This window comes from Chryseobacterium sp. Leaf201, assembly GCF_001421435.1.
Taxonomy (GTDB): domain Bacteria; phylum Bacteroidota; class Bacteroidia; order Flavobacteriales; family Weeksellaceae; genus Chryseobacterium.
The window spans coordinates 12,573-31,299 of record NZ_LMKA01000063.1; the positions used below are offsets into that span (position 1 = coordinate 12,573).

Annotated in this window: 17 protein-coding genes and 1 pseudogene; 13 read left to right on the plus strand and 5 right to left on the minus strand. The window is 37.3% G+C overall.

Going from position 1 to position 18,727, the window contains the following annotated elements; translation table 11 throughout:
* Nucleotides 1-33: 33 nt before the first annotated feature.
* Nucleotides 34-387 (minus strand): hypothetical protein, encoded by a 354-nt coding sequence (locus tag ASE55_RS07975; RefSeq protein WP_056217604.1) that lies wholly within the window; start codon nucleotides 385-387, stop codon nucleotides 34-36.
* Nucleotides 388-1,067: 680 nt separating this feature from the next.
* Here ASE55_RS07975 and ASE55_RS20635 point away from each other — a divergent pair.
* The 12 genes from ASE55_RS20635 to ASE55_RS08025 all read left to right on the plus strand — a co-directional run bounded on the left by ASE55_RS20635 (nucleotide 1,068) and on the right by ASE55_RS08025 (nucleotide 14,362).
* A complete protein-coding gene (locus ASE55_RS20635) occupies nucleotides 1,068-1,241 on the plus strand; it encodes a hypothetical protein (protein ID WP_238585017.1) in 174 nt (57 codons plus the stop codon).
* Between the two features lie 649 nt (nucleotides 1,242-1,890).
* A complete protein-coding gene (locus ASE55_RS07980) occupies nucleotides 1,891-2,433 on the plus strand; it encodes a hypothetical protein (RefSeq protein WP_056217611.1) in 543 nt (180 codons plus the stop codon).
* A 205-nt stretch (nucleotides 2,434-2,638) separates the two neighbouring features.
* Nucleotides 2,639-2,773 (plus strand): hypothetical protein, encoded by a 135-nt coding sequence (locus ASE55_RS20740; RefSeq protein ID WP_262483811.1) that lies wholly within the window; start codon nucleotides 2,639-2,641, stop codon nucleotides 2,771-2,773.
* A gap of 68 nt (nucleotides 2,774-2,841) precedes the next feature.
* Complete coding sequence (locus tag ASE55_RS07985) at nucleotides 2,842-3,387, plus strand: hypothetical protein (RefSeq protein ID WP_056217615.1); 546 nt, start codon at nucleotides 2,842-2,844, stop codon at nucleotides 3,385-3,387.
* Nucleotides 3,388-3,930: 543 nt separating this feature from the next.
* Nucleotides 3,931-4,476 (plus strand): hypothetical protein, encoded by a 546-nt coding sequence (locus ASE55_RS07990; RefSeq protein ID WP_056217617.1) that lies wholly within the window; start codon nucleotides 3,931-3,933, stop codon nucleotides 4,474-4,476.
* Nucleotides 4,477-4,558: 82 nt separating this feature from the next.
* On the plus strand, nucleotides 4,559-5,356 hold the full coding sequence (locus tag ASE55_RS07995) for an Fn3-like domain-containing protein (protein ID WP_238585018.1): 798 nt from the start codon (nucleotides 4,559-4,561) through the stop codon (nucleotides 5,354-5,356).
* A 17-nt stretch (nucleotides 5,357-5,373) separates the two neighbouring features.
* Nucleotides 5,374-8,178 (plus strand): hypothetical protein, encoded by a 2,805-nt coding sequence (locus tag ASE55_RS08000; RefSeq protein ID WP_238585019.1) that lies wholly within the window; start codon nucleotides 5,374-5,376, stop codon nucleotides 8,176-8,178.
* Between the two features lie 10 nt (nucleotides 8,179-8,188).
* A complete protein-coding gene (locus tag ASE55_RS08005) occupies nucleotides 8,189-9,625 on the plus strand; it encodes a hypothetical protein (protein WP_056217622.1) in 1,437 nt (478 codons plus the stop codon).
* Nucleotides 9,626-9,651: 26 nt separating this feature from the next.
* Nucleotides 9,652-11,697 (plus strand): response regulator, encoded by a 2,046-nt coding sequence (locus ASE55_RS08010; protein ID WP_056217624.1) that lies wholly within the window; start codon nucleotides 9,652-9,654, stop codon nucleotides 11,695-11,697.
* A 34-nt stretch (nucleotides 11,698-11,731) separates the two neighbouring features.
* Nucleotides 11,732-12,460: a sensor histidine kinase gene (locus tag ASE55_RS08015; protein WP_056217626.1), complete on the plus strand. Its 729-nt coding sequence runs from the start codon at nucleotides 11,732-11,734 to the stop codon at nucleotides 12,458-12,460.
* A gap of 4 nt (nucleotides 12,461-12,464) precedes the next feature.
* Nucleotides 12,465-13,112: a response regulator transcription factor gene (locus ASE55_RS08020; RefSeq protein WP_056217628.1), complete on the plus strand. Its 648-nt coding sequence runs from the start codon at nucleotides 12,465-12,467 to the stop codon at nucleotides 13,110-13,112.
* Between the two features lie 839 nt (nucleotides 13,113-13,951).
* Nucleotides 13,952-14,362, plus strand: a complete 411-nt coding sequence (locus tag ASE55_RS08025) for a VOC family protein (protein ID WP_056217631.1) — start codon at nucleotides 13,952-13,954, stop codon at nucleotides 14,360-14,362.
* 151 nt (nucleotides 14,363-14,513) lie between these two features.
* On the opposite strand, the pseudogene ASE55_RS20910 reads toward ASE55_RS08025, so the two are convergent.
* The 4 genes and pseudogenes from ASE55_RS20910 to ASE55_RS08040 all read right to left on the minus strand — a co-directional run.
* A pseudogene (locus ASE55_RS20910) lies at nucleotides 14,514-14,657 on the minus strand (PDDEXK nuclease domain-containing protein); the annotation flags it as partial.
* A gap of 339 nt (nucleotides 14,658-14,996) precedes the next feature.
* On the minus strand, nucleotides 14,997-15,194 hold the full coding sequence (locus ASE55_RS20915; RefSeq protein ID WP_082474371.1) for a DUF1016 N-terminal domain-containing protein: 198 nt from the start codon (nucleotides 15,192-15,194) through the stop codon (nucleotides 14,997-14,999).
* Nucleotides 15,195-15,288: 94 nt separating this feature from the next.
* Nucleotides 15,289-15,618, minus strand: a complete 330-nt coding sequence (locus ASE55_RS08035; RefSeq protein WP_056217637.1) for a DMT family transporter — start codon at nucleotides 15,616-15,618, stop codon at nucleotides 15,289-15,291.
* A 68-nt stretch (nucleotides 15,619-15,686) separates the two neighbouring features.
* Nucleotides 15,687-16,247 carry a Crp/Fnr family transcriptional regulator gene (locus ASE55_RS08040; protein ID WP_056217640.1) on the minus strand — a complete coding sequence of 187 codons (561 nt, stop codon included), beginning with the start codon at nucleotides 16,245-16,247 and terminating at the stop codon, nucleotides 15,687-15,689.
* A gap of 579 nt (nucleotides 16,248-16,826) precedes the next feature.
* On the opposite strand from ASE55_RS08040, the gene ASE55_RS08045 reads away from it, so the two are divergent.
* On the plus strand, nucleotides 16,827-18,713 hold the full coding sequence (locus tag ASE55_RS08045; RefSeq protein WP_082474372.1) for an amidohydrolase: 1,887 nt from the start codon (nucleotides 16,827-16,829) through the stop codon (nucleotides 18,711-18,713).
* Nucleotides 18,714-18,727 lie beyond the last annotated feature (14 nt).

Genomic DNA, 18,727 nt, shown 5'->3' on the forward strand with positions numbered 1-18,727 from the left:
TTTTTGCACGGAATGATATTTATTCAAAATGTTTTAGCTGCAAGAATTTGTAGATGCGCTCGATACGCAACTCACACAAGACGGTACAGTAACACAGGTACTTGATGTGCTTTGACAGCTAGCTGCTGCTGCTGTTGCAAGGGACTCATCTTTAATTTCTTCGCTAACCTGCGGTAAAAGCAGGTAAACATCTGTACTGGTGCTGTTAGGGATTTCTGAGTTAGCCGGAGCACCTACAATAACGTGGATATTCATACCTTCCGGGATTTGCATACCTGCGTCAGAAAGTACCCTGTTCGGGTTTTTTACATACTCATTTGCAAAATCCGGGTTTGCCTGGGCTTTTGCTGTCACTTCGCTGATGACTTTTACTGCTTGATTTTCCATTGTTTTAATTTTTGAGTTAGAAAATTTGTGATTGTGAAATTTCACTTACTAAAGATATAATGAATATTGAGGTGGAGATTACGTATAAATACCGCTTTTATAGAATGGGTATTTATACCGTAACATCAATTGTTTATAATCACATTATATTGTTCAAAGAACTTTTCCTTACCTAATGGATAATCAGGAACTTTTACAAATCTGAAAAAGGGCGAAGAAAGCATTCATTGTGCGCCGCTTTTTTGAAATTATGCGAGTAATAACCTATGTATCAGTTTGATTTCAAATCAGGAATCAAAACCGACAACTTCTTATACGATACTTTATCAAATAACAGGGCGAATTGTGAACCGTAGCGCACAGACCCAAACCAGTCTTAAAAAAAATCAAACCAGATCCAGGCATAAAATCGAAATTTGCCGGATTATTAAATTATAATTGGCGACTTCTGCTCAATGATTTCAACCATTTTACAAAAGAGGTGTTTATTAAAATATTCATTAAATTTTCGATTTTTGCTTTATCCGGTATCCTTTAAATACCGTCTGAGAAATACGGATTAATATTTTATTCAACTAGATTCATAATTTTCAATTCTAGCGTTAACCATTGGTTATTTTTTTTGTAGCTTTAACTCTTCGGTTTCATACAGGATTCCGGCCAATCAATAATTAGTAGAAATGAGGGATAAGACTAAAAACACAGCTCAGAAGGCTTTAAACGTAAGCCAGCTGCAGAAACAATCGAAAGATCTGCAAAACAGCGTTTCTGATGAATTGTTAAAATTGAGCGATGATGATCGCTCTCAAAGAGTAAGTAAAATTGTCCAAGGTAGTGGCTGTAAAGGAGGGTAACCCTATCGGGTATCCTCGCAATTATGTTTGCAGGACAGTAAATCTTGACAAAGATGAGTCGCTGAATAACCTACATTTGCTTTAAACATAATCGCACTGGCTTACGGAAATATGCAGCAGTGCTATTTCTTTTACCGGGATTTTAATTATTTGAAAATTAGATTATTCAGATTTATAGTCTGTTCGTGCTTTACACATTTAGAGCCAGATTCCAATCATATAATCTTTATCGTAGGGCCCAGAATAAGTAGTATCCTCTGGAAATGGATTCCATTGTGTGACATCTTCTTTATCAGCGTCTTTTTCCAGCCACTTAAAACTGGTTCCGTAAGGTGTGGTATCTTACTTTTTTAAACAGGCTCTCAGTTGTTATAATCATATTAATACCTTAGCGACAGATTCTGATATCACAAAATTCCCAATAGATAATGATCTCGTCGAAAAATCTATATTCATTTCTCATCTGAGAGTGAAAAATCATGGTAAGAATGATCTCGATCAGAAAAAAAACATCCGTAACCATCACACTGACAACTGTTTAATTAATAATAATAAATATTTTGGTCATGTCAGATAATGTTATTAGATTTGATTTAATGATATTTGAATAACAATATTTTACTACAGCACCATTAAATTTATTTAAATCATGAAAAAACAAATCCTTATTGCTGCGCTGTCTTTGGGAGCAATCGCCTTAGGAACAGATCATGTTCGGGCACAAAATTCTGAGCATGTAACTAAGTCGGTAAATATTATTTTATCAGACGTTATTGCAATGGACATAGGCACTGTTGCTTCAGGAGGCACTGTTGATTTTAATTATTTGAATACAACAGATTATAATTCGTCAAAAAACGTGACCGTTCCCAACAGTTTAGTCATCATTTCCTCCAAAAATTTTGATGTAAAAGTAAAATCTGAAGGCACACATTTTGTAAGTGGCGCAAACGCAATTCCAGTAGATGTATTACAGGTAAAAGCAATACCGGGCGGAAGTTTGATGGGAACAATGAATGAGGTTACCTTATCTACAACCGATCAGGTGCTGGTAAGTAACGCAAGTTCAGGGGCAAAACAATCTTTAAATATTGCCTATTCTATTTCGGCGGAAAAAGCATCGAAAGTACTTCTGGGGAAACCACAGGGCACTTACACTCAAAAAATAACGTATACTGCCACTGCTTTATAAATAACGAAGCAACCATTTCTATATAAGCCCTCAATACTTTCTAAGTATTGAGGGCTTTTCTATTTAAACCGAATGAATAGTGCGTGTAGTTATTTTACTACATCAACTTCCATGTTCCACTACAAAGAAACTTTTATCGCTGCCGTAGATTTGTATTGTTCAAAAGAGGACAACTAAACAGGAATAAAAATAAAATAATACGATCATGACAAAATTAATCGCAATCGCAGCTTTAACTATCGGAGCAACCATATTAGGAACGAACAATGTTAAAGCTCAAAATACTACTGCAACAACAACCGTAAATATTACCCTGAACGATGTAATATTTTATCGTTGATTATGCCGTAGATTTGTATTGTTCAAAAGAGGACAACTAAACAGGAATAAAAATAAAATAATACGATCATGACAAAATTAATCGCAATCGCAGCTTTAACTATCGGAGCAACCATATTAGGAACGAACAATGTTAAAGCTCAAAATACTACTGCAACAACAACCGTAAACATTACCCTGAACGATGTCATCTCCATTGATGCCGGAAGTACGGCAATCGGGAATACGGTTGACTTCAACTATGCGACTGCAGCGGATTATAACTCTGATCAAACGGTTACTAAAGCCAACTCTTTAAAAGTTACTTCAACGAAGAACTTTAATGTTAAAGTAAAAGCAGGCGGTGCTAATTTCATGAATGGAACCAACTTAATCCCTGTAAATGTTCTGACGATCAAAGCTGCTGCAGCTGCCGGAACAATGGGCGGTACAAAAAATGCTGTCGTTTTATCTGCTACTGATCAAACTTTAGTATCAAATGCCCCACTTGGAAGTGCATTAACACTGAACTTGGATTACACCATTCCTGCAGCAAAATCATCATCTTCTGATATTTTAGGTAAACCGGCCGGAACTTATACTCAAACAGTAACTTATACTGCAACTGCTTTATAATAAAATTTTTTTCATATTAATATTTTGTGATTTGGTGTTTCAAAGGCTTCCTACGGGCGGCCTTTGATTTTTGTATGTATTGATAGCGATATAGAGAAAATTCGGGAATAAGTATCTATCAGCTGTAAGGTAAAATCTATGTTTTTGAACATCTAAATCTAATTAATACATCACACCAAACATTCAGTAAATTTATTAAGCCGTTTTATATCTTTTTTAAAGGTATCAAATCTCATAAAACGATGATAACAAATTTACCAACCTATCAATATTTTTTGTAAAAACCTAATGAAAAATTATATGCAGACGGTTACGTATACTGCCACTGCTTTATAAATAACGAAGCAACCATTTCTATATAAGCCCTCAATACTTTCTAAGTATTGAGGGCTTTTCTATTTTAAACCGAATGAGTAATGCATGTAGTTATTTTACTACATCAACTTCCATTTTCCACTACAAAGAAGATTTTATCGCCGCCGTAGATTTGTAGTGTTCAAAAGAGAACAATTAAACAAGAAATAAAAATTAAATAATACGATCATGACAAAATTAATCGCAATCGCAGCTTTAACTATCGGAGCAACCATATTAGGAACGAACAATGTTAAGGCTCAGAATACTACTGCAACAACAACCGTAAATATTACCCTGAACGATGTAATCTCCATCGATGCAGGAAGTACGGCAATCGGTAATACGGTTGACTTCAACTATGCGACTGCAGCAGACTATAATTCTGATCAAACGGTTACTAAAGCCAACTCTTTAAAAGTTACTTCAACAAAGAACTTTAACGTTAAAGTAAAAGCAGGAGGCGCTAATTTTATGAACGGAACCAACTTGATCCCTGTAAATGTTCTGACCATCAAAGCGGCTGCAGCTGCCGGAACTATGGGTGGAACAAAAAGCGCTGTTGTTTTATCTGCAACGGATCAAAATTTAGTTACCAATGCTCCGCTTGGAAGTGCCTTAACATTGAATCTGGATTACACAATTCCTGCAGCAAAATCATCATCTTCTGATATCTTAGGTAAACCGGCCGGAACTTATACGCAGACGGTTACGTATACTGCTACTGCTTTATAAATAAATTTTTTTAGGTTTAAAGGTTCCTTTTGTTACGTTTTCAGTAGTTTTGGGAATCTTTTATTTTTAAACAATTTACACCATGCGCAAGTTTATTCACCTTTTCATTTTCTTTATCCTCACAGGGTCTTCTTCAATTCTGGCACAAAGTATCTCGATGTCGCCTACACGTTTGTTTTTTACCGGTAATCCAGGAGAAAAAGTGTCACAGACAGTCACGCTTCAAAACAGCTCGGATAAAGAATATGTTTTTAATCTTAACTATAAAGATTGGGCCAGAGAAGAAGACGGAAATAAAGTATATCTTGAAGCAGGAAGTTCAAAAACCTCCAATGCCGCCTGGGTGTCTACCTTAGAAAACGCAGTAACAGTTCCTGCGAGAAGCACAAAGGAGATTGTAGTAACCATGCAGATTCCTGCAAACGCACCAAAATCTGTTACAAACAGTATGTTATTTTTCACCCAACTTCCCCAGCAGGCAGATCAGGCACGTATTCAGAACGGGATTGGTATTATTACCTTATTTGAAGTTGGACTTCACATCTTTTACACACCGCCTGGGAACCAGACAAAAAGTTTGGATATTACCAATATATCAGAGGTAAACAGTGATAATGCAGTAAGCAAAAAAGTCGCAGTAAGCATCCATAACGATGGGAATACCATCAATGATGCCACCGTTGAGTTTGAACTGACCAATACCGACAGCGGTAAGGAAATAAAATTACCCGCAATTTCCATCTCCATGCTTCCCGATACCAATCAGGTCGTTCAATTTTCTTTACCGGAGAATATTTCAGGGAACTTTTTGGGCGTGGTGATTATCAAAATGGCAGGATCCAATGATTTACGCGTAGGCGAAAAAAACTTTAAATTTTAAATTTTAAAAATTAAGTCTTGAAACCACAGAATGGAATATCGATATCAATCCTAAGAAGAACAGTCTTATCTTTTGCATTGGTTCTTCTGCATTTTTCGTTGGCCTTTGCTCAGGACAAGAAGGATATCGGGATCCGTTTTGAAAATAGCAGCATAGCTGTTGAGAAAGGTTCTACTTTTACTAATTTACTGGTTATTGAGAATAAAAGTTCCGAACAGATTACCATTCAGAATATCATGCCTCAGGAAAACTATCCGGGTTTACTGTTCTATCCTAAAAATGATTTTATATTAGATGCCGGTCAGTCTAAAAAATTTCCTGTGAAACTGATTGCCAACGTGGATTTCATGAAACGTATATCCAATGAGATCACCTTCCAGGTTTCGTATACCACTCCAACGGCCACCAGAACTCAGAGCGCCTCTTTCTCCGTTGATAAAGACGAGAACAGCAACATCGCCATTTATACGGCATCATACGAAAACTTCATTAATCCTTCTGCGCCCCACTCCTCCATTCTACTGACGGTAGAAAACCAGGGCTATAGTAAGCGAACCGTTAAGATTGATTTGCAATCTATTCCTGATGGTTTGGAAATGATGCCCAAACAACAAACCGTTTCTCTGGAAGGTTTAGAAAAACAAACCGTTGAGATCAAAATTACGGTCAGAAAACAGAATACGCTTTTCCCGGAATTTAATATTAATGCAACCGCCACAGACCAGCTTAATAATGAAATCGTGGGAAGCAACACGCTTCACTTAGTCATTTTATCGAACAACAGACAAATTGCGAGAGGAAACGAAGCGGTGAACGGGAGTAATTTTGCAGAAATCAGTTATAACGAAAACAGTTCTGGTTTCAATTTTCTTCAATTAAGAGGAAATACAGCGTTCCGGGTAACTGAAAATCTGAAATCGCGCTTCAATATAGGTGCAGATTACTATCATGAAGACGGCCGGTATAACCTGTATGATACCTGGCTGGAGCTGGAGAAAAAAAATACGGTATTACGGGTTGGGAATGTTAACAGTAATGACTACGATTATCCGGTTTTCGGGAGAGGTGGGAAAGTTTCTACCAGATTCGGTAAAAATAATCAGCTTGAAATTCTTGCGCTGGAAAATAATTACAACTTGTACGGCACTTATTTCCAGCAAACAAAAGGATCTACCATAGTGGGTGCAAAATATGGTTTTGGAAATGCTAAATCTTTTAATGGAAAAGTATCCTACCTATTTGACCATGATCCGCGCTTTAATGTTGATACGCAGGTAGCGAACGCAACAGCATCATTATTAATTAACGATAAACATACAGTCCGTACCGAGGTGGGTGTGAGCCACGAAAAAGGCCTTTTGAACAAAGATGAAAACACAGGAGCTTCAATGGGAGCGAATTACGAGGGCAAATTAGGAAGTTGGGATATACAGTCTGTGAATACCTTTGCCACCAAAAGTTATGCGGGGATCAAAAGGGGATCTTTTTTTTCAAATCAGCGGATCAACCGCCAATTTTCTGCTTCTCAGCGCGCTTTTATACAATATCAGAATTCAGAAGTAGACCCCGAGTTCCTAAGTTTCCAGAGCACGCCAATCGAGCCTGGGAATACGGCCAATCTGCGTTATTATTTCAACAGCACAGAATCTTTGGGATCAGGTTACCAGCTTTCTGCAAAGAATTGGAATTTCCTGGTATCCCCAAAGATTGAAAAACAGAAAACAGCTAATTTTTACACATCGTACGAACTTTTTTCTTACCGATTGGAAACAAACATCAGCGCAACATTGGGCGCCCACGCAGTAAATCTTACAGCGGAATATTCTTATTCGAAAGAGAACAACAGACCGGATTGGTTTAACAGCTTGAAAACCACTTTGTCTTACAGATATAAATCATTCTCTCTCAACGGAACAGCCCAGTGGAATGCAACGAACGTTTTTGATTTAAATTCTTACTACAACACAGACCGCAATTTTGCCAACTACAATGTATATGCCTCGTATAATTTCCAGATGCTCAGTAATAATCTGATCGGATCTTTTTCAGCAGGAACTTTCTATTCGGAACTTTATAAAAATTTAAACAGCAATATCACCGGGAGCCTGGAATATAAGATTTCTCCTTCCTGGTCCAGCACAGGGTATTTTAATCTTTCAGGATATAAATCTACTGCCGAATATGCAAGCAGCGGCAGTTATTACCAGTTCAGAGTGGGGATCAGAAAATATTTTACTGCAGCCACGGCTTTGGGAAATCATAAAGTAGCATTCCAGTTCTTTGAAGATAAAAATTTCAACGGACTTTTAGATTCAGGCGAACAAGTAATCGCTGATGAAATTGTAAAACTTGACAATTATGTCGCCATGACGGACAAGAACGGAAAAGTAATTTTTCAGAATGTGCCTGAAGGTATTTACACCCTGAAAGTAAACGAAAGTGCGGGTGCAAGATTGATGATGAATCCCGTAATAATGGTTAATAACAATATCAACCGCAAAGTAGGTTTGGTAAAAAATATAAGGGTAAGTGGAAAATTAACAGAGATCAAACAGGCCTACGATGTTTTGGAGACTGATGTAACAGGGATTGTAGTGTATGCAAAAGGTGAAGATGGAGCGATCTATACCGCCGTGGTCAACCAAAAAAATGAGTTTGAGTTTTTCCTGAAAGATGGAAAATACGAACTCTATATTGAAAATGACAAATACAGCTACATACAACCCACAAAAACAATTCAGGTGAAAAAGGATGGTAATCCGGAAGCCGTGATTTTTGAATATAAGAAGAAAGACACCACTATTAAGGTGAAAAAGTTTTAAATTTAAAGGTATGAAAACGAGGAGGTTTTTTTTATGGGGAATTTTTGCTGTGTGTTCAGGATCAACAGTTACCAAAGCTCAGGACGTGTACCTGACTATCCCGGAAAATAATATTTTTAACAGGACCGAATTTACTTCGGTCCCTACAAGATTAATGACAAACGCCAACAGGACAAATTGGGATTATGGCTTTTTTGGAATTGGCCCGACAGCTCCGACCTTTACCTCTACATCCGGACCGACTTTTACCCACTTTTCCTCTTCACTGTTCACTTTGCCCAACTCTGTTCTCCTATGGCAGTTAGAAAGTATGGGAGGGCAGTTGCCATCTACAGGGTTTTCGGGTTTTCTACCGGGTTTTCAGTCATTCAGTACAAGTGCTTTAAAATGGTTTGAGCCGCCAACAATCAGTTTTGGAGGAGGATTCAACCGGGGAAATATCAATTTTACATTTAAAATTCCTGCCGCACAATTTGCTGCGAATGCCTTCCGGGCCGGAAATTACTCCATGGATATTACTCAGAATTATAACGACTTCACACCACGTAATTTTAAAACAATTTTAGTGATCCCTTCATCGATAAGATGGGTCACAACCTCTTTAACGAAATATATTGAAATATCTTCTTTGAATGACTATCGCAGTACAGGTACGCGGGTATGGGATCTGGGGAATACGGAAATTGCGCATACCGTCGATTTTAATTTTTGGGCAAAAGCTGCTGCCACAACCGTGCAGTTCACTTCATCTAAAGGTGTTCCCGGAACAAGAAATATTGCCAGCATTAAATTGGGAAGTAACGGATCTGCTCTCACGACCAAAGCTTTATCTGCCACTTTTCAAAATTTTTCCGCTGTTAATTTAAATGTTGCAGCAGGAAACAGAAACAGCTTCATCCCGGAGCTTTATGTATCTGCAGATGATTTTAAGAACAATTTTTTTGAAGCCGGAACGTATACTTTTGAGTTGAACCTCAACGCCAGAAGTACAGATAATTCAATTAACAGTTTGCAGAATACAGCTGTCCAGTTAAAGGTGCTTCCCCGGTCAGAGATCACCATCCCCAGTTCCGGGCGAAATGTAAACTTCAATTTTAATACAGCCTCCCATTACACCAATGGGCAGTCGCAAATGATTCCGAACCATATCATACTGTCCAATAATGAGAGTTTTGAACTGTATGTAAAATCGGACGAAAATTATTTCAAGAAGGGTGGCCTGCAGACCGACATCAACTCCAACATATTACAAATTGGTGTGGATGGAAGTTCTGTAAATGCTCCCTTATCCAAAACTCCCCAAAAAATACTCTTTAACGGAACACCGGTTTTGGACCAGGGACTGAACGTAAGTTACACCATACCACCTGCGGGTGCCCAAAGTTTGGTAGGTAAAGAAAATACCACCTACTCTATCAATGTTTATTACAGCTTTACAGCAATTTAACAATACTTTTTAAAAAACGCTTTCTCATGGATCACTTTAACAGCAATAATCAATTGCGGGATCAGTACGATATTGATAAATTAAATGCATTCAAAAAAAAATATGCCGATGCTTTTGATTTATTGGTATTTGCAGCTGCCAAGATGACCAACATGGAACTTTGTACCATGAGTATTACCTCGGAAGGGCAAGTTTATATTATCGCTTCCAGTGATGCGTCTGTCAATCAGATTTATCCTCAGAATCCTCACTTTCTTTTTGATGATCAGACTTCGGTCTATGAGTTTAAGAACCCGGAATTTAAATTTCATAAAAGTTATCCCATCCCGGGTCTTGAGGGCAATCTTATCGCTCATTTAAATTTATTTGACAGGGAAGAGAAAAATTTAGATAAAGAAGAGGAAGAATTAGTCAATAAGATCCTGAACCAGGCTTCAAAATGGTATTTGGGTAATGCAGCGGACCTCACAGAAAGAAAAAATATGGAGCATAAGATCTTGGAAGCAAATGAGCAAGCAGAGAAAGCCTATGTTTTAAAATCCGAGTTTGTGGCGAATATGAGCCATGAGATCAGAACCCCTTTGAATGGTATAATCGGCTTTACAGAACTTCTTTTAGATACCACTCTGGACGAAACACAGAGACAGTATTTAGAAATAATCAATCAATCCGGAGTTTCCTTAAACAGCATCATCAACGATATTTTAGATTTCTCAAAATTAGAAAAGCAAAAACTTAAGCTAAAGACTGACAAAGTAGAGATCGAAGAACTGGTTTCAGAAGCCTTTAATATTGTTGTGTACAGTAATATTAAAAAGCAGTTAGAACTGCTCATTGATATTGACGAAACCATACCTAAATATATATGGACTGATAAGATGCGCTTAAAACAGGTTTTCGTCAATCTTTTGGGCAATGCTTTGAAATTTACAGAGGAAGGCGAGATTGTGTTATATGTTAAAGTTGTAGATGATTTAGGAGAAGGAAAAAAACGAATCCGGTTTGGAGTTCGGGATACAGGTATTGGAATAAACAGCGAAAAACAAGCGGAAATTTTCAACGCTTTTTCACAGGAAGATGGCAGTAATACTAAAAGATATGGGGGTACCGGTCTGGGACTTACCATTTCTAACCAGATTCTGGCACTTTTCGGCAGTGTTTTACAACTCGAAAGCGATCAGGGAAAAGGCAGCGATTTTTTCTTTGATATTCAGTTTGATACGGAGGAAGAGGAATATGATGTAAGCTTAACCGGTATTAAGCGAGTTTTGGTTGTGGACGATCATGAATACAACCGGAAAATCCTGAAAAGGATGCTGGAACGAAAAAATATCGAAGTCATAGAGTGTGACAGCGGGTTGAAGGCCCTGCTTTTGATGATGGACAAGTCCGAATTTGATGTGATCATTATGGATTATCATATGCCTATTATGGATGGCATTGAAACCATTAGAAAAATGAAAAATATTATTCCCGATGCCCCCCATGCAACACCATATGTTATTTTGTACAGCTCGTCCGATGATACTAATTTACAGGATGCATGTGACGAATTGGAAATAGAAAATCGGCTCGTAAAACCGGTTCGTATGAAACAGATGTACCAGGTTTTATCCACCCTAAAGAGTTCTCAAAAGAAAAAACCTGAGCAAATAAAAGATATCGCAACTGAAGTAAGTGAGCGCGAAATAAAAATTTTAATTGCTGAAGATAATGCTATTAATTTACTTCTTACCAAAACGTATTTAAAGGATATAATTCCTCAAGCTTTGATCATCGAGGCAAAAGATGGCACTGAAGCGGTTGAAAAATTCCAAAAAGAAAGCCCCGATCTTATTTTAATGGATATTCAGATGCCCCATCTCAATGGCATTGAAGCAACCCGGAAAATAAGAGCCCTGGAAAAAAATATAGAAATACCTATTATTGCGCTAACCGCAGGGGGTCTTCCCGGAGAAAAAGAAAAATGCCTGCAAGCCGGAATGTCTGATTTTTTAACCAAACCTTTATTGAAACAAACCCTTTCTGATATGATCAAAAAGTGGTATGGAATAGGAATGGAAGAAAAATAATAATTAGATACCTTTGTGCATTGATAAGAAATTTATGAATGCTCTAATTAACGAACTACAATTAAAGATAGAAAAACTTGAACATGAAATCAATTTTAAGAACGGATTGATCTCGATATTGTCTCATGATTCAAAAGAAATATTCGGAAATTATCTGTTGCTTATAGAAGCGGTAGAGCAAAAAACCATAAGTGAGGAAGATTTTTTTAAGTTGTTGCCGCAGATAAAAAGCGATGCCCAGAAGAATCTGCAAACCGTTCAGGACAGCACTGCCTGGTTAAAAACACAATACGGGGAATTTAAGATTAACCCCGTTAAAATCATGGTGATGGGTCTTTTTCACCATCTGGAAAAAAAATACGCTGCTAAATTAAAAGAAAAAAACCTTAAATTTCATTTTAAAGGAGATCACGATGCATTTCTTACAACCGACCGTCTGTTGCTGGAATATGTCTTAGACAAAATTCTTAACAATGCAGTTAAATACTCTTTTCCGGGACAGGACATTCACTTCCAATACTTTACAGAGAACAATGAGGATGTAATTTCTGTGGTCGACTCCGGTACAGGAATTGGTGAAAAGTATTTATCCGCAATATTTAATTATGACAACCCAGTATTCACTGGTACTGCCGGTGAGACAGGAGTAGGTTTAAGTTTAAAAATTGTTAAAAATTTTGTATCCTTACTGCATGGAAATATAAAAATTATTTCGTCTGAAAATAACGGTACTGCTGTTTCCATTTTTTTACCAAAAATTTAAAAGAATGAACAATAAAAAAAATAACGACCGGATTATTGTTGCAGATGATCATGGAATAGTCCGAATGGGTTTAATACAAACGATTAAAAAGTTCAGACCCGAAGCCATGATTTATGAAGTAGAAGATTTTAAATCGTTGTATAAAGTAATTTTGACAGAAGAATTGGACCTGGCAATCATGGACGTCAATATGCCCAATGGTTCTATTCAGGAAGCAATAGATTACATCAAAATTCACAAACCCCAATTAAAGATTCTGATATTTTCTTCTCAGGATGAGGAGCTGTATGCAATGCGTTATCTAAAGATGGGCGCCGGTGGCTATCTAAGCAAGCAAAGCTCCACGGCAGCAATTGAAACTGCCTTGACGGCGATGCTGAGTACCGGCCGGTATGCAAGTGACAACGTAAAAGAAGCGATGTTTTTAGAATCATTAAATGGCGCAACAAAAAACTCACCCTTTGAAGCCCTATCCGACCGCGAACTGCAAATTGCCAATAAACTTGCAGAAGGTCTTCCCCTCAAAGAAATTTCAAATCAACTTAATCTCCATTCATCAACGATCAGCACTTACAAAAACAGGCTGTTTGAGAAGCTGAAAATACGATCCATACCCGAATTGGTGGAAATTCTCAGGCTGTATAATCAGTAAACTTTCTATTTCCGCTTTGTCATCCCGAAGAAATAGTTTTTTTTCAGTTCCCTGCCTTTATAACCCGCGCCGCTACTTTCTGAAGATAAGGAGGGTCATCCGACAAAGTAGGGATCTTTAAAGTACTCTAGATTTCACTCGGCTACTTCACCTCAATTAACTACAAAAGCAAAATAGCGATTTTAAGTTGAATGCTTAACGTCCCGCATCGCTTTTATAAACATATGGTTAGCAGTTTATTGTTTTAATCTCTTGTCGGCTCATAATAAAACACTGTTGCCTTTACTTCAGCAATTTTGTTTTAAGAAGTTTCAAAACAATTCTGTCGCTGATTTGGTCAAATAGGAAAAGTGCTTTCCTTTCAATGGCAGGATATATACAAATTGAAATTCGTTATTAAGATTACTGCCTAAAACTGAATAATCAAACTCCGATTTCCAATAAAAATGTCCTTTCCTAAGTGTTGTTTGAGTCACAAAATTTCTTCGTCAAGAGGTTTTTCTGCAAGTTCATGCTGACCTATCGTTTTTTGAAACTTTTATTTTTTGTAAATTACTTGCAAAGATAATGTTAATCCCAAAGAATACATCCCTTTAAAGCTCCCGGTATCGTCCAAGGTCAACCCTTATATTTTAGATTATATAAGAGTATTCTGAAATAAAAAATTACGATTCTAAATGAAATCAAAATTGTTTCTTTTCAAGAATATTTTCAAACTGTCGGTAATTCAAATTAAAGAAATGTTTATAATTTTTCATTTATATTTCTAAAACAACAAGGACTACTGACAGACTGTTGTCACAAAGTAAACTTATTTTTGTTTCAGAAAATCAGACAATATGAATTTAGTATCTACCAGAATAATTACTGCCGACGTAGAGGCTTTAGTAAAATTTTATGAACACATCACAAAATTGACTATAGAACGCTTTACTCCTGACTTTGCAGAACTGCAGACGAAAACAGCTACTTTGGCTATTGGAAGTATTAATACACTTCAGTTTTTCGGTGGTGAAAGTGTGGCTCAGGCGGCTAAAAACCGTACAGCAATTATTGAATTTATGGTTGAGGACGTAGAAAAGGAGTATAATAGATTAGCACCTTTTTTAGAAGCATATATTGTTCAAAAGCCAACGATCATGCCTTGGGGAAATAATTCTCTCTTATTTAGAGATCCTGACGGCAATCTGGTAAATTTATTCACTCCAACTACGCTGGAAGCTATTAAGAAATTTGAGCCGAAAAATTAAAATCACTTTGATAATAAGCAAAAACCACAAATACTAATCATTGTGGTTTTCATTTTTTTTAATGTGACCGTTTTGTGAGATTATAAACAGTATTTTATTAAATCTTGATTGTCCAGTTGAAATATTACTCTGTGTGCTTCAATCAGCTGTTTCAATTCTTTTTCGTCAGGGTAAGCTTATGAGTCTTCAGATCAACAAGTACAAAGCACTTCAGATAATAGTTATAAAATATAAGGTCTACAAAAAAACCGGAAGTATCAGGAACAATATGCTGCTGTCTTGCTACAAAGGCAAATCCTTTCCCCCAGTTCCATTAAAAATTGTTGAAGATGCGATATTAAAGCTTATTCTATTTGGATTTCAGTCTGTGATATGTCTGATGGCAACCCTAAGAACTCAAAGATATATGGATCTTTTATAAAATTGGATACCTCTTTGCTTTTCGGCTCCGGAAATTTCAGTAATCTTCCTAAGTACTGGCTGTCCATATTTCTTTTAAGTGCCCTGGTATTCCAGTTTCCTTCAATCTAATGTTCTATGTAGTGTATTCTGTGTTGAGGATTTTCAACTCTGCTGATAATTCTGTAGTGGGTCCAGCTCAATTCGGTACGCACTGCGTTCCAGATTGGAAATGCTATGAAAAAAGCCGCATATTATTAAGATTCCTCTCATTAAAGCCTTTCCCAAATTCCAATGATAGTTGTGCAGCAAGGTTTTTCAACACTGATTTACCATACTTAGCCCGTAACTCACCGTCCTGCTCTTCTTCAATGATAAGCTTTCCAATTTCCCAATACATTCTCAGCGATATCGTATTGCTGTTTCTAAGCATACATTTTAATGATGAATAAAAGCTCAATAGAGAACTACCGATGTACTTTGCAGTTTTGTTCGATTATTGTAAATTCCGGTTAATGAACTGCATTTTAGTGAGTTGCTGATTTAGAAAAAAAATTCATTACAAAAACTCCTGAAACAATCAGAACAATACCAATAATAGTGGGAATGTCCACCGGTTCTCTGAATACAACCACGGAAATAACAGCAGTGAGCACAATTCCTAAACCGCCCCATATCGCATACACAACTCCTAATGGAATGAATTTTAGCGCTTGCGACAAAAAGAAAAAGCATGCAATGTAAGCTACAATTGTTATAACTGTTGGTAATAATTTTGAAAACCCGTGTGATGATTTCATAAAGCTTGAGCCTACTACCTCAAGCACGATTGCTAAGGATAAAAATAAATATTTCACTTTTTATTCTTTAATGATGCAAAGAAACAAAAAAGAAAAAGTGCTTTTTTTGACAAAAGTCAAAATGGTTATTTCTTTCTAACCCGGCTCAGTGTTTCCTGTGAAATGCCCAGGTAAGAAGAAATGTGTCCTAAAGAAATTCTCTGTAAAGCTTCCGGCTGATTTTTTAAAAACCAGTGATAACGTTGGTCGGCAGTTTGTGTCTGTAATGTAAATGAACGTTCTTCTAATATTGCACAATACTCTTCGGCAATTTTTCTCCCGATGGTATTCATTTCTTGAGAAGACTTATAAAAGCTTTCAAGGTCGTCCTGAGAGATATAATATAAGATTGTATCTTCTAAAAATTGGATATTTTCGATAGAAGGTTGATTAAAATATAAAGGTATTACTGAACCTAAAATCGTATTTTCGAAACCAAACCATAAATTTATTTCTCTTTGCCCAGTCTGATAAAAAGAGCGAACAAGCCCTATTTCGATAACGAATAAATTTGAAATGATCTGTCCCTTTTTCAGAAGAAAATCGCCTTTATGCTTTTTAAGAATTTTGATTTTTCCATGAAGTTCTGCTTCAATTTCAGGAGCCAAATTTCCGTATTTTTTTAGTTGCTTTATTAGCGGGTTCATTATATGCCGTATCTTTTTATACCTGTTACACCACAAAGTTATCCATAAACTTCTTGCGGATACGCGTTAAAACAAAAAGCCTTTACTATTTACATTTTTTGAGACTTTTGTAGTTATTCAATTATATAAAATATATTAACTCGTTTTTTATAACTGTACTCTAAATAACACTCCAACCATTCATCAGCAAACTGCTTCATAATATAAAGCAGGTATTAATAGTTTTGAGTAATACTATAATAAAATCATGTAAAAAAAATAAAAGCATTGCCAAAGACATAGTAAAATGTCTCATATACGGTATGATAATAAGTGACAGTTAAATAAATCACAACTTTTGTAGTATCTATGATTCTTATGCAAAATTCACTATTGAATGATAAATCAGTATAAATACTAAAATATAAAAACAGGTAATACTACTGAAAGATAAAAATCGGTACTTCTGTAATTTTAATCCATAATACTTTTTAATCAAATCAATTTAATTATGAACACTAATAACCCTACCGTTCAAATTACAAACAATTCAACCATTTCGGTTGATATTTTCGAAGTCACCATAAAACTTTTCTAAACATGAAAGAACACGCTCACAATCATGATCACATGTGTTTCTGCGCATGTACCAATCCTATTGTTACATTATTAAAAGAAGATCTTTTCGGGCCGGAAAATCTGGCTCTGATGACCGCAGGCCTGCCTGAGAAGAAACCTGAAGTTGTTCAGCCTGCACCTATTCTATTTACAGGTGGCATTATCAGGCCAATGATTGACGGTAAGGCCGACGTGGTTGAAGCCATCGGTTTTGCTGAAGGCCGCGTGCTTGCTACCGGCAGCCTATCTTTGGTCACCGCCGAAATGGATGCCCATTTCAAAGATGAATATACTGTCAGGAATCTTGAACCCAACCAGACCTTGCTGCCGGGCCTCTTCGAGCCCCATATACACGTGGTCTTTTCCGGTCTGATGGCTTCTTTTGCCGATGTAGGCCCGTTTGACGGACAAAACATCAGGCAGGGCTATGACAAAAACTGGGTCAAGGAACAACTGAAGGCCAGCCTGCCACCGGAATCCGAAGATGCCGTCTTATTCGCAAATGGCCTCGACCCGGCCTTGTTGACCCCTTATTCTAAGGATAACTTTAAAGACATTGACTATACGTTTTTAAATGAGGTAAGCAAAACCATACCTATTATGGTCATCAGCGCTTCCGGACATACGGTTTATATAAACAGCCCGGCCATAAGTAAGGTCTATCAGAAAAACGAAGCTGCCCTCAAAAAGGATGGATATTCGTCAGAAACAGAATTTGAAATAGTAGGCCGTGGTTTATTACAGGAAGAAACAGGCCTTTTATATGCCTTAGGTACCTTTCTACCACAGATTAAGGCATTGGCAAAACGCGACATGAATACAAACCTTGATGATTTTTTTTCCGAAGCCAATTCAAGGGGAGTAACGTCTATGTATGATGCCATACTGGAGGATGCCTATCTTAAGTATCTCAACCCATATGTAGACTCAACAAAATTGCGTGTACGATTGGGAGGTGCCAGATATTACGACCCTAAAGCAGACTTTGCGCATTTACCGGCATATGAAGCCGTGGAAAAATACAGGGATCTTTATTTCGGGCACATAAAAGTAGTAGCAGATGGTTCGAATCAGGGACTTACGGGTTACCAGTCGGAAGATTATGCCTGTCTCCCGGAAACTTATAAGGACGGCATCTTTGATTTCCATCCTCAGGATACCTACCCGGCATTGATTAAATTGATCATCGATCAGGGCTGGCCAATGATGATCCATGCCAATGGCGACAAGGCAGTGACCCTTACCATAGATGCCTACCGTGAGGCCCTTAAAACATATGCAGGAACCCCACTTCGTAACCGCATCGAGCATTGCTCTTTATTCAGCAACCGCAAGCAGCTTGATGAAATGGCGGAATTAGGGATATCGCCAAGTTTTTTAATAGGCCATGTTGGCTATTGGGGATTCATTTTTAAGGACATCATCTTTAAAGGCCAGCAATTGGATGGCTATGATAAAGTGGATATGCTAGACCTTTGCAAATCTGCCCTTGATAAGAAATTAAGGATTTCCCTTCACAGCGATCATACGGTAACGCCCATCGGACCGTTAAGAATGATGGAACAATCCATTACACGTGTGATGGAATCACATCCACGGGAAGATGGCTCCTCGCCTGTTCTCAATAAAGATGAATGCCTGACACCCGAAGAGGCTTTGCGGGCAGCCACTTATGATGCCGCATGGCAATGTTATGCCGAAAAATGGGCGGGCTCTTTACCCAAAGGCCATTTTGCAGATTTTATTATCCTCGCAGAAGATCCGTTAAGTATGGCCCATGACAAGATCAGCATGAATATGCGCAATATCACGGTACAGGAAACCTGGCTGGGCGGAAATGTAGTATACCGTAATTCAAATATAAAGTAACTCCGTTCGTCAAT